Source organism: Terrisporobacter glycolicus ATCC 14880 = DSM 1288 (assembly GCF_036812735.1).
In the GTDB taxonomy this organism is placed as follows: Bacteria; Bacillota; Clostridia; order Peptostreptococcales; family Peptostreptococcaceae; genus Terrisporobacter; species Terrisporobacter glycolicus.
In genome coordinates, this window is record NZ_CP117523.1 from 2,265,443 (window position 1) to 2,277,656 (window position 12,214).

The 12,214-nt window shown below is 28.1% G+C and carries 12 protein-coding genes; 5 read left to right on the forward strand and 7 right to left on the reverse strand.

Going from position 1 to position 12,214, the window contains the following annotated elements:
• Positions 1–192: 192 nt before the first annotated feature.
• The 5 genes from TEGL_RS11190 to ilvD form a co-directional block, all read right to left on the reverse strand.
• A complete protein-coding gene (locus TEGL_RS11190) occupies positions 193–1,812 on the reverse strand; it encodes an EAL domain-containing protein (protein WP_018590655.1) in 1,620 nt (539 codons plus the stop codon).
• Between the two features lie 191 nt (positions 1,813–2,003).
• Positions 2,004–3,425, reverse strand: a complete 1,422-nt coding sequence (locus tag TEGL_RS11195) for an alanine/glycine:cation symporter family protein (RefSeq protein WP_018590654.1) — start codon at positions 3,423–3,425, stop codon at positions 2,004–2,006.
• A gap of 274 nt (positions 3,426–3,699) precedes the next feature.
• Entirely contained in the window at positions 3,700–3,945 is a 246-nt protein-coding gene (locus tag TEGL_RS11200; RefSeq protein WP_018590653.1) for a hypothetical protein, read from the reverse strand.
• Positions 3,945–4,079, reverse strand: coding sequence for a hypothetical protein (locus tag TEGL_RS11205; RefSeq protein WP_018590652.1), 135 nt, complete (start codon positions 4,077–4,079; stop codon positions 3,945–3,947). The genes TEGL_RS11200 and TEGL_RS11205 overlap by 1 nt, the downstream gene beginning before the upstream one ends.
• A gap of 33 nt (positions 4,080–4,112) precedes the next feature.
• Positions 4,113–5,774 carry a dihydroxy-acid dehydratase gene (gene ilvD, locus TEGL_RS11210; RefSeq protein ID WP_018590651.1) on the reverse strand — a complete coding sequence of 554 codons (1,662 nt, stop codon included), beginning with the start codon at positions 5,772–5,774 and terminating at the stop codon, positions 4,113–4,115.
• Between the two features lie 184 nt (positions 5,775–5,958).
• Between ilvD and TEGL_RS11215 the strand changes: the two genes are divergently transcribed.
• The 3 genes from TEGL_RS11215 (at position 5,959) to TEGL_RS11225 (ending at position 7,601) form a co-directional block, all read left to right on the forward strand.
• A complete protein-coding gene (locus TEGL_RS11215) occupies positions 5,959–6,639 on the forward strand; it encodes a FadR/GntR family transcriptional regulator (RefSeq protein ID WP_018590650.1) in 681 nt (226 codons plus the stop codon).
• Positions 6,640–6,788: 149 nt separating this feature from the next.
• Positions 6,789–7,106: a winged helix-turn-helix transcriptional regulator gene (locus tag TEGL_RS11220; RefSeq protein WP_018590649.1), complete on the forward strand. Its 318-nt coding sequence runs from the start codon at positions 6,789–6,791 to the stop codon at positions 7,104–7,106.
• Between the two features lie 198 nt (positions 7,107–7,304).
• Complete coding sequence (locus TEGL_RS11225; protein WP_018590648.1) at positions 7,305–7,601, forward strand: winged helix-turn-helix transcriptional regulator; 297 nt, start codon at positions 7,305–7,307, stop codon at positions 7,599–7,601.
• 28 nt (positions 7,602–7,629) lie between these two features.
• Here TEGL_RS11225 and TEGL_RS11230 read toward each other — a convergent pair whose 3' ends face one another.
• Positions 7,630–8,109, reverse strand: coding sequence for an STM3941 family protein (locus TEGL_RS11230; protein ID WP_018590647.1), 480 nt, complete (start codon positions 8,107–8,109; stop codon positions 7,630–7,632).
• 93 nt (positions 8,110–8,202) lie between these two features.
• On the reverse strand, positions 8,203–9,828 hold the full coding sequence (locus TEGL_RS11235; RefSeq protein WP_018590646.1) for a Sua5/YciO/YrdC/YwlC family protein: 1,626 nt from the start codon (positions 9,826–9,828) through the stop codon (positions 8,203–8,205).
• A 319-nt stretch (positions 9,829–10,147) separates the two neighbouring features.
• On the opposite strand from TEGL_RS11235, the gene TEGL_RS11240 reads away from it, so the two are divergent.
• Both TEGL_RS11240 and TEGL_RS11245 read left to right on the forward strand, forming a co-directional pair.
• Positions 10,148–11,236, forward strand: coding sequence for a PfkB family carbohydrate kinase (locus tag TEGL_RS11240; RefSeq protein ID WP_018590645.1), 1,089 nt, complete (start codon positions 10,148–10,150; stop codon positions 11,234–11,236).
• Positions 11,236–12,156, forward strand: a complete 921-nt coding sequence (locus tag TEGL_RS11245; protein WP_018590644.1) for a pseudouridine-5'-phosphate glycosidase — start codon at positions 11,236–11,238, stop codon at positions 12,154–12,156. The genes TEGL_RS11240 and TEGL_RS11245 overlap by 1 nt, the downstream gene beginning before the upstream one ends.
• Positions 12,157–12,214: the final 58 nt, after the last annotated feature.

The window sequence follows — 12,214 nt, forward strand, 5'->3', positions numbered from 1 at the left end:
AACTATAGAAATCTTAGCTTTCCTTTTTTTAAAAAATGATTACTTTAAATATGAATATATAAAATGAAAAAATTCATAAAATTAATTGATTAAAATAAAAACACTGGAATGAAATATCATCCCAGTACATAGTCAAAACTTTTAATTTAAATTCATTTATACATATCCATATGTATATTTAATTTCAGTTTATTATAATTTTACAGTGAATTTTTCTAATTTTTTAAGAGGTAATGGCTTAGAGTAAAAGTATCCTTGAATATATAAATTATTGTGATGTATATTTTTTATTTCATCAATTTGGTATTTTTCTTCAACACCCTCAATAATAAAGTATTTATTTGTTAATAGTGTTATATTAGACAAAAATTTTATTACTTCATTGTTGATTTTAGATTTTGATATATTATCAGCAAAGTATTTGTCTAGTTTAATAATATCAAATGCTACAATTTCTAGCATATTTAAATTTGCATATTCTATTCCAAAATCATCTATAGCAATTTTAAATCCATTATTTTTTAAGATTTCTATGGTAGACTTTATACCCTCTAAGTCTTTAATATGAATACTTTCCAAAATTTCTAAACAAATACTTCCCTTATTAATTTTGTTTTTATCTGCTATTTTTATTATTCGGTTTATAAAATCTTCATTTTCTAATTCTTCAAATGATAAATTAATAGATATATAAAAATTTTTATTTTTATAGCATTTATAATTACTTATTATTTTATAATCATGAATCGCTCTTTCTAAAACCCATAATGTCATCTCAAAAAACATACCTGCTGTTTCTATATCTTTTAAGAAACATGAAGGCAGTAATATTTTATTATTTTTATCTTTTAACCTTAATAAACTTTCAAATCCAACTACTTCATTATTGTTAGGATTAACTATTGGTTGATAATATAAGGTAAAATTATTTTTTTCTTTATTTTCTCTTATCTTTCTCCTCAGTGTTATTTTTTTAATAACAGGATATATAACCTTATATAATATAATAAGTACTAATAATATCACACAAAATAAACTTATTAAATTAATTTCTATAATTTCTTTTCTAAAATACTTGTTGTATGAAGATAATAATTTACTATAATATTTTGACTTATATTTTTCATTAATAATTTCATCAAACTTTTTTACAATGTCTTTACTATTTTCATTTCCGGCAATATAAACAATACCGGATGAATAGTTAAATATATTATTATAATTATTATTTACACTATTTCCATTTGGTAAAGATGTTACATCCGCTCTATCAGTTTCAATCATGTCAACACATTCATCTAGACTTTTAGCTTCTACTAAATCCAGTTTTATATTTTTTACTTTAAATGCATTATTTATCCAGTTAGCAGCTATATCACCTTTAATGTATGCTAATCTCTTTCCATTTAAATAATTTACATCTCCATAAGCAACACTCTGATCTTTTGTATACAAGCTTTGGTTATTCAAAGATATATTATTAACTGAGTAATATAGCTTTTTTGCTCTCTCTTCTCTATAATGCACACCTAATAATATATCAATTTCATTGTTTTTTAATTTTTCTACAGCATTATCCATCCTAACATTTACATATTCATATTTCATATTAGCATCTTTGCACAAAATCTCTAGCAAATCATGATAATATCCAGTTATATTATTATTCTTATCCTTATAATAATACGGTTCATATAAGTATAGTCCAACTTTAATTGTTCTATTATTTGCATATGCAAAAATATTTATTTTTGATAAAATCATTACAAAACATATAGTTAGAAAGAGTATTTTTTTTGTTTTTTTATTCATCCTATTCCCCTTCGATTTATTAAGTATTTTTTACCATTAATATTTTATGGTAAAAAAAGTAATAATTCAAGTTTCTAATAGTTAAAAAGCACTAATTTAAAATTAGCACTTTAGTTAAAAATCATGTTATTTTTCTAATTTAAAAGGGTGTATCATTTTTTGATACACCCTCCAAATTTATTTATTCTATATTATATGGCTTTTTCTTCTTTATCGTCTCTCCAATGTTCAATGTTTTCTAATCCTTTTATGTTAGAAGCATCAAATACAGGTTCTTTTATTCCAGCTTTCTTTTGAGCTGTGTAATCTTGTAAAGCTATAAATGCATATTTACCAAGTAAAGCTATAGCCACTAAGTTTATTATTGCCATTAACCCCATAAATACGTCTGCTAAATTCCAAACTATTTCTACAGTTGCCACTGAACCAAATAAAACCATACCAACAACTAATGCTCTAAATACATTTAACACTGTTTTGTTATTACTCATAAATTCTATATTTGATTGTCCATAGTAGTAGTTTCCAACTATAGAACTGAACGCAAATAGTAATATACATATTGCTAAAAATACATATCCTATTGATCCTATGTGAGAACTTAAAGCTGCCTGAGTTAATTGTATTCCATCAAGTCCTGCTGTTGAATAATCAGGGTATAACAGTACAATAAATGCAGTACATGAACAAATTACTATAGTATCTGTAAATACACCTAAACTTTGGATTAAACCTTGTTTAACTGGATGAGTTGTATCTGCAGTTGCCGCAGCATTTGGAGCAGAACCCATACCTGCTTCATTTGAAAATAAACCTCTTTTTATACCAACTAATATCATACCACTCATTGAGCCCACTGCCATTTCTCTAAATCCAAAAGCACTTTCAAATATAGTTACTATTATTCCTGGTATTTCTGTTATATTAATAGACACAACAAATAATGCAACTAATATATACATAACTGCCAATACTGGCACTATTATTTCAGTAACTTTTGCAACCCTGTGAACACCACCAAATATTACCAACGCTGTTAGTATAGCAATAACTATACCTATTACAAATTTATCTATTCCAAAAGCATTGTTAAATGCAGCTGTTATTGTGTTTGATTGAACTGCATTAAACACAAATCCAAAACATATTGTTATAAGAATTGAGAATAACATTCCCATTTTTTTACTTCCAAGACCTTGCTCTATGTAATATGCAGGTCCTCCTCTAAATGCTTCACCATCTTTTATCTTAAATATCTGTGCTAATGTACTTTCCACAAAACTTGATGCTGAACCAATAAGAGCTATTAGCCACATCCAAAATACTGATCCAGGTCCTCCAGCAACAACTGCCATTGCAATACCTGCTATATTACCAGTACCAACACGAGATGCTGTTGATATACAGAAAGCTTGGAATGATGAAACTGCCCCTTCTTTCTTTTCTCCCTTTACTCCATCACCTAAAAGTCTAAACATTTCTCCGAAATATCTAAATTGTACAAACTTCGTCCTAAAAGTAAAGTAAAGTCCTAATGTAATTAACATTACTATAAGAACTTTTGACCATAAGAAGTCATTAAAGCTTAATACTAAATTGTTTAATAATTCCATTATATTTTTTCCTCCAATAATATTCAAATTTTATTTCTTGTTTTATTAATGCGAAAAATGCATAATTCATTCACGCTTCATTCATTTAAATTAATTATAAGATATTTTTCATCAAATTACAACATGTTTTTGCATAATTTAATTATCATGTTGCAATTTATTCAACAAAAGATTAAGGAAAACAGTTTTCCTGCATTTTTTGAAATAAAAAATAAGATACCCTGAAATGTTTTGCAAGATTCATTTCAAAATATCTTAATTATAAAATTTTTATTTAATTATCTCTACATACATAAGTGTTACCATCTACAGATAATACCATCTCAAAACTTTCCATACTCTGAAGAACTTCTTTTTCACTATTTACCCTTTTATCTGTATCCCTCATATTAGCAAATATATTTGCTATTATTGCTCCTGAAATATTGTGCCATACACTAAATATAGCTCCAGGTACAGTAGCCATAGCTAAATTAGGGAAAGATGTAGTGGCAAGTCCCATGCCAAACATTACTATCATTAATAAGTAGTTAATCCAAGAAGTTTGTATCCAACTAAGAGAAGTAGGACAAACAAAGCTACTGCAGCTACTATAAGTACGATAATTGCCATATACTTTCCAACAGATTTACTTACTTTTTCTAATGTTTCCATTTATCTCTGCCCTTAAAATTTTTTAAGTCTGTATTAAAACTCCAATACTGCCCCTCTATCTCCAGAAGTAACCATTTTACTATACCTACCTAAATAACCAGTAGTTATCTTCGGTTCTCTTGGAGTCCAAGCTTTTCTTCTTTTTTCTAGTTCTTCTTCAGATACTAGCATCTCTAAAGTTTTTTCATTTATATTTATTCTTATTAAATCCCCTTCTTTAACTAAGGCTATAGGCCCTCCAACTGCTGCTTCTGGTGAAACATGGCCTATAGATGCTCCTCTAGATGCTCCTGAAAAGCGTCCATCAGTTATAAGAGCAACACTTTCTCCTAGTCCCATACCTGCTATGGCTGAAGTTGGATTTAACATTTCTCTCATTCCAGGGCCACCTTTTGGACCCTCATATCTTATTACAACCACGTCACCTGCTACTATTTTTCCACCTTTTATTGCGGCTACGGCATCTTCTTCACAGTCAAACACTCTAGCTGGACCAACATGTACTAGCATTTTATCACAAACTGCTGATCTTTTAACTATAGATCCATTTGGTGCAAGATTTCCTTTAAGAGCTGCAAGTCCTCCTGTTTCACTATATGGATTTTCAATCGTTCTTATAGTTTCTTGATCTTTATTTTCACATCCTGCTATGTTTTCAGCAATAGTTTTTCCAGTAGCAGTTATTAAATCTGCATATAGTAACCCCTTTTTGTCTAGTTCATTCATCACAGCATATACTCCACCTGCTTCATTTAAATCTTCCATATATGTATATCCTGCTGGTGCTAAATGACAAAGATTAGGAGTTTTCTCACTTACCTCATTTGCTAAGTCTAATGTTAATTTTATCCCCGCTTCATGTGCTATGGCTGGTAAATGAAGCATTGAGTTGGTAGAACACCCTAGAGCCATATCCACAGTTAATGCATTCATAAATGCTTTTTTAGTTAATATGTCTTTTGGTCTTATGTCTTTTTCATAAAGTTCCATAACTTTCATACCAGCATGTTTAGCAAGTTTTATTCTCTCTGAATATACTGCTGGTATTGTACCATTTCCTTTTAATCCCATACCTATAGCTTCTGTTAAACAGTTCATTGAGTTTGCTGTGTACATTCCAGAACAAGACCCACATGTTGGACATACTTTATTTTCAAATTCAGTTACTTCTTCTTCAGTCATATTTCCTGCAGCAAAAGCTCCTATGGCTTCAAACATGGATGATAAACTCCTTTTTTCTCCTTTAACACGACCTGCGAGCATAGGTCCTCCACTTACAAATACTGTGGGAACATTTACTCTTGCAGCTGCCATTAAAAGCCCTGGTACATTTTTATCACAGTTTGGAACCATAACTAATGCATCAAGTTGATGAGCAAGCGCCATTGATTCTGTTGAGTCTGCTATAAGCTCCCTAGTTGCAAGTGAGTATTTCATTCCCTCATGGCCCATGGCTATTCCATCACATACTGCTATTGCTGGAAATACAACAGGAGTTCCGCCTGCCATGGCAACGCCTAGTTTTACTGCATCTACTATTTTATCCAGATTCATATGCCCTGGTACTATTTCATTATATGTACTTACTATCCCAACTAAAGGTTTATTCATTTCCTCTTCTGTATGACCTAATGCATTAAATAAAGAACGATGTGGTCCTTGCTGCATGCCTTTTCTCACATTATCACTTTTCATTTTATTTCCCCCTGTCATTTTTATATTCTAAATTTTCAAACAATTCATTTTGCAATTAAGTATGTTATAATATTATTATCTATTACACAGTTGTCTGACAACTTTAAACGTTGTATAACATAATATTAGTTCTACATATGTATAATGTCAATTAAATTTTTAAATATACTTTTAGGAGGATTACATGAAAAGGAAAGAACCTTCATTATCTTTGCAAATTGCTGATGATTTAAAAGAAAAAATAATAGTAAAAAAAGAATACAAAATTGGAGATAAGTTACCCAACGAAAATTTATTATCAGATGAATTAAATGTTAGTAGAACCACTCTAAGAGAAGCTATTAGAATCCTTGTAACAGAAAATATTCTAGAAATAAAGCGAGGTAAGGGAACTTATATTCTTAATGATAATATAGATAATCATAATCTTAGCAAACTAAGTAATACAGTTTCTGATTTAAAAGATTTACTTGAACTTCGACTTATAATAGAACCTATGGCTGTTTATTATGCCACTAAAAGAGCTACTGAGAAAGATGTTGAGAACATATTACATTATGGTAAAAATGTTGAAGAGAAAATTTTAAATAATGAAGATAGAAGTGAAGATGAGTTATATTTTCATAACGCCATTGCAAAAGCTAGCCACAATGCTTTTATCAAAGATTTAATGCCAATAATTAATGAAGCTATTAACAAAGGTGTTAATTTATCTAAAGAATTTCATAAGATAAATGAATTAACTCTTAGGGATCATAAAATGATTATGGACTTTATAAAGGATAGAAATGCTGAGGGTGCCAAGGTTGCCATGGAATTACATATTATAAATGCCATGACTGTATTCGGCATACAAAGTAAGTAAAATCGTTAATAAATTACTTTTCAAAATTTTCTGAAAATTAGTAGCTTTTCTTATCATTTTTGTATATACTATATTTAAAGTAATAAATAAAGTTTATTGCTAATATAGTTAAATAAAATAATAATATTCCAAAAAGAAAGGTGATTACTTTGAAAAGTGAAAGAGAAGAAAATAAAGTTTGTAAACAAGTTATAGGATTCGATCCAATTAGATGTGAATGTAAGACTATTACAATGTGCAATTTACAATCTGGAGGAAAAACTCTATTTAGCCTTCAAAAATTAATGGTAGGTTTGAGTTTTGATTTAATAAATTTCAAATTACAACAACTAGAAGAAATAGGTTTAATATACAAGAGTGTTAACTATTCATATCCTGCAGAAATAAAATATTTCTTAACTATAAAAGGTTGGGAATGTGTAAGATCTCTACGTAGCTATGTGGATGTAGATAGTATAGCAGTATAGGAGATATCTTTACAAATGATGTATATAATATATGTTGAAAAATAAACGCCAAGTTAAATAACTTGGTGTTTATTTTTTACTAAAATTTACATTGTATTTTTTTATTTATTTTTTTCTGGGATAGTTACCTTTTAGTAAGTATTATATTTTGTTTTCTGTGTAAAATATATATAAACAATTAGTTAAAGGAGAGTTAAAATGAATAGTCATCATGATACAGTCAACATGGAAAATAATTTTCATCCTATAAGGGGCAAATACAAATCTTCAATACTTTATAATCTATCAACTGGCAAAAAAAGATTTACTGCCTTACAAAGATCCATTGGCCAAGTAAGCCATAAAGTACTGTGTGAAAAATTAAAAGAATTAGAAAGTGATAATTTAATTCATAAAAAATATTTTTATGAATATCCTCCAAGAGTAGAGTACTTTTTAACTTCGAAAGGATTTGAATACTCAAAGCTTATTAAGCAATTTGAAATATTAACATAAAAGCCAAGGAAAAATCCTTGGCTTTAATTTATTTTATATTATTTCTATAAAAATCTCTTATTTGTGTATATGCATCTTCCAATTTACCATCAGAATACTGAAGATTTACATTGTAGTCTCCTCTTACCTTATTTTTAGGCTGTGGGAATTTTATATTTTTAACTTCCTCATCTTCTTTTTTAAGCTTTATTGCCAGTACATCTACTGGTCTGTCTTTGTATGAGTCTTTATCAATATAAATTTCAGATATTTCATTCCAAGATATATATTTTCCCTTTGTATACTTTGTTTTAATTCCTTCTTTATTAACATTGAGAATTGCACTAGGTACAATTAGTGACTTAATTAAATAAAGCGTTGCTGCTCCAAATACAATCAAAGATATAATTCCTAATATATAAGAGCTACACAACATCATATAGGCACAACCTAGATCAGCAATTATTACTAAAAGTAAATACATTAATATATCTTTTCTAGACCTTCTATATACTATTTCCTTTTCCATATATATTCCCCCTTTGATAAATATGCATATATTTACATTATAACTGAAAAAATAAGCTGAGGGGTTAATTTCATCTCACAATATAAATAATTGTTATCCTTTATTAATGTTTATTATTAATCGCCCTATTAATAAGTTAGAATCATTACATGGAAGAATCTTATGAGTTAATATTTGAAAGTTATTATTATTTAATTTTTCATATAATCTTGTAAATATTATTTCATTTTCAAATACTCCTCCACTTAAGGCAACTATATTTAAGTCATATAATTTTCTTAAGTACAGACATATTCTGAAAGAAAATTCTACTATTGTGTTGTGAAATTTCATAGCTATAATACATGGATTTATATTATTTATGACGTCTTTGAATACTTCTTCTACTATATAATCTGTGTCCACTACAAATTGATTATTTTCATAGTTAATTTCAAATTTGTAGTAATCCTTTGTATTCATAGATTTCTTCGCCAAATTTTCCAACTCAACACAAGCTTCTCCATCATAAGAAATTTTATTTTGAAAATTTAAAAATGCACTTATTCCATCAAATAATCTTTCCATAGAAGAAGTAATAGGTGTATTAACATTATTTTTAATCATGTATAGTATGGTATTATAATTTTTATATTTAATATAACTAAAAAGATTATTTATACTTAAATTACTTATTAGCTCTTCCACAGGAAAATTTAGTTTATTACTTGACCATGATTCAAGTAAACTTACTGCCATCTTCCAAGGCGCTTTAGTCGCATTGTCTCCTCCAGCCATTTTCATATATTTTAAATGACCTACTTTTTTAAAATTTTTATTGTCACAAATTAAAAACTCACTACCCCATAAATTTCTATCTTCCTCACAGCCAGTTCCATCAAAACACAATCCTATAACTTTTTCTGTTATATTATTTTCAAACATACAACTTACTATATGAGCGTGATTATGATTAACATTTGCTTTGGTTACATAAGTATCTTTTAAATTAATAAAATCATACCCTCTTCCAACTCTTGTTATTCTCTCTTCATTTAAAAGTACTTTTAATACAGATTCTTCTCTTGGTACATCAATTTCCTTATTATGAACCACAAAAAAATCTGCAACATTTTTTAAAGTTTCCAAAGCATCTTTATTTTCATATACCATAGGCATACTGCTTATATTACCACTTGTAATTACTAGTGTTTTAAGTTCATCATCAAATAACATACTATAAATAGTTGTATATGGTAACATCACTCCTAAAGAATTTTTATTAAAGGAAATATTATTAGGTAGGTTATTGTTTTTCTTTTTTAGAATAACAATAGGATTATCGCTCCTATTTAGCAGACTTTTTTCTTTTTCATTAAGATAACAATGATTTTTAACTTCATCAATATCTTTCATCATCAATGATAAAGATTTTGATTTTATATTTTTTCTTTTTCTCAAATTTGCTATGGCTTTGTGATTTGTTCCATCACAAACTAAGTAAAACCCTTCTAATCCTTTAATTGCTATAATCTTACCTATTTTTATAAGCCTTTTTACTTTCTCTATAATTTTATTATTATCACTATACTCTCTACCATATTTATCTATTAATTTAAGATTCAGCTCACTAGTTTTGTAGCAAGTTTCTTGGGAATTAAACCGCCTCTCTAAATGAGTACTTTCTATTCTTATTTCTTTATTTTCTATTTCAAATTGTTCTATTTTTTTACTACTCATATTATCACTTCATTTCTTTCTTTTTTATCCATATACTACCTCCTATTTGTAAAATATCTTCTATATTATAAATATTCTTAATTTCCTTTGAAAATACATATATAGTTTTTTTAAACAGTATACATAATCTTTTATAAGTCTAGTTTTATTTATTTACATTAAATACCAAATTAATGTATCACATTCATCATTTTTCTTATTTAATACATACTATTTATTCAATATCGCAAAAATAATATTGTATTTTATAATAAATGATGTTATTATATCCTCAACAAATGTTTATGCACATAAACAAATATTAATTTTAGGTGATTAAATGACTTATAGAGAAAAAGAAATTTTACAAATCCTAAAAAGTAATCCTATGATTTCACAACAAGAACTGGCAGATATGTTAAATATATCTCGTGCTTCTGTGGCTGTTCATATAACTAATTTAATGAAAAAAGGACAGATTTTAGGCAAAGGTTACATTTTAAGAAAAGAAAATTACGTTACAGTTATTGGTGGATCAAATATGGATATTCAAGGTTTTCCAAATAATCCTCTAATAATGCATGACTCTAATCCTGGTAGGGTTGATATATCTATGGGTGGAGTTGGCAGAAATATAGCAGAAAATTTAAGTAGACTAAATGTTAATACTAAACTTATTTCAGCTATAGGAAATGACTTATATGGAAATACTATTCTTTCTGAGTGTAAAAATCTAAATATAGATGTGAATGATTGTTTTGTATCAGATGAATACTCTACTTCAATTTATGTTTCTATATTAAACCACTCAAAAGATATGCAACTTGCCATAAGTCATATGGACATCATTGAAAAACTGGATGAAACTTTCATTCATTCAAAACATAAATCAATAGATGACTCCAAGGCCATAGTTTTAGATACTAATTTATCTAAGGAAACTATAGATTTTATCACAAGAAATCACAGTCATTTACCAATTTTCGTAGATACTGTTTCTACTTCTAAATGTATAAAAATAAAAGATATACTTAATAGGTTCGAAGGAATCAAATTAAACAAATATGAAGCAGAAACATTATCTGGAATTAAAATAGAAAATTTAGATAATGCTAAAAAATCTTGTGAATACTTTATAGAAAAAGGTGTTAAAAGTGTATTTATAACACTAAGTAGTGATGGTGTGTATTGTGCTAACAAAGAAAAAACACTTCACATACCTGGTATAAAAATTGATATAATAAATGCCACTGGAGCTGGAGATGCTTTTATGTCCGGTATAGTTTATGGGTTTATGAATGATCTTGATATAGAGCAAACTGCAAAGTTCTCTGTTGGAGCATCAATTTTAGCACTATCTCATAAAGATACAATCAATCCTAATTTAAGCGAGGATTTAATAAATAAAACAATAAAGGAGTTAATATAATGTTAAAAAAATATTTACAAATACATCCAGAAGTTGAAGCAGCCGTTAAGGAAGGAAGACCAGTTGTTGCTTTAGAATCTACAATAATATCTCATGGTATGCCATACCCACAAAACGTTGAAATGGCTAGTACTGTTGAAAATATAATAAGAGAAAATGGTGCAGTTCCTGCAACTATAGCTATACTAGATGGAGTTTTAAAAGTTGGTTTAACTAAAGAAGAAATAGAATTATTAGCTACAAGCAAAAATGTAGTTAAAGCTTCTAGAAGAGACTTACCATTTATAATATCTAAAAAATTAACTGGAGCTACTACTGTTGCTACTACTATGATACTTGCAGATCTTGCTGGTGTTAAAGTGTTTGCTACTGGTGGAATAGGTGGAGTTCATAGAGGTGGCGAAACTACTATGGATATATCTGCTGACTTAGAAGAATTAGCTAATACTAATGTTGCTGTTATATGTGCTGGAGCTAAGTCTATATTAGATATTGGTTTAACTTTAGAATACTTAGAAACTCACGGTGTTCCAGTAGTAGGGTTTGGAACTGAAGAAATGCCTGCTTTCTACACTAGAAAATCAGGATTTGGTGTTGACTACAGAGTAGACTCTTCTGTGGAAGTAGCTGAAGCTTTAAAAGCTAAGTGGGACTTAAATCTAAAAGGCGGTATGGTTATAGCTAATCCAATACCTAAAGAATTTGAAATGGATTATGATACCATAACTAATGCCATAGAATCTGCTTTAAAAGAAGCTGAAGAGAAACATATAGGTGGAAAGCAAGTTACACCTTTCTTATTAGATAAAGTAAAAACTATAACTGAAGGAAAATCTCTTGCCTCTAATATAGAACTTGTTTACAACAATGCTAAAGTTGCTGCTAATATAGCAAAAGACTTAGCTGATTTAAATAAATAATAATCCTAAAAAGGGCTGTAGTACAACAACTTTTAATACTTGTACCACAGCTCCTTAT

Coding starts and splice junctions, on each gene's coding strand:
- TEGL_RS11205 (WP_018590652.1), bottom strand. CDS start 4,079: ATGGAAACATTAGAAAAAGTAAGTAAATCTGTTGGAAAGTATATGGCA.
- TEGL_RS11200 (WP_018590653.1), bottom strand. CDS start 3,945: ATGATAGTAATGTTTGGCATGGGACTTGCCACTACATCTTTCCCTAAT.
- TEGL_RS11240 (WP_018590645.1), top strand. CDS start 10,148: ATGACTTATAGAGAAAAAGAAATTTTACAAATCCTAAAAAGTAATCCT.
- ilvD (WP_018590651.1), bottom strand. CDS start 5,774: ATGAAAAGTGATAATGTGAGAAAAGGCATGCAGCAAGGACCACATCGT.
- TEGL_RS11195 (WP_018590654.1), bottom strand. CDS start 3,425: ATGGAATTATTAAACAATTTAGTATTAAGCTTTAATGACTTCTTATGG.
- TEGL_RS11225 (WP_018590648.1), top strand. CDS start 7,305: ATGAATAGTCATCATGATACAGTCAACATGGAAAATAATTTTCATCCT.
- TEGL_RS11245 (WP_018590644.1), top strand. CDS start 11,236: ATGTTAAAAAAATATTTACAAATACATCCAGAAGTTGAAGCAGCCGTT.
- TEGL_RS11230 (WP_018590647.1), bottom strand. CDS start 8,109: ATGGAAAAGGAAATAGTATATAGAAGGTCTAGAAAAGATATATTAATG.
- TEGL_RS11235 (WP_018590646.1), bottom strand. CDS start 9,828: ATGAGTAGTAAAAAAATAGAACAATTTGAAATAGAAAATAAAGAAATA.
- TEGL_RS11215 (WP_018590650.1), top strand. CDS start 5,959: ATGAAAAGGAAAGAACCTTCATTATCTTTGCAAATTGCTGATGATTTA.
- TEGL_RS11190 (WP_018590655.1), bottom strand. CDS start 1,812: ATGAATAAAAAAACAAAAAAAATACTCTTTCTAACTATATGTTTTGTA.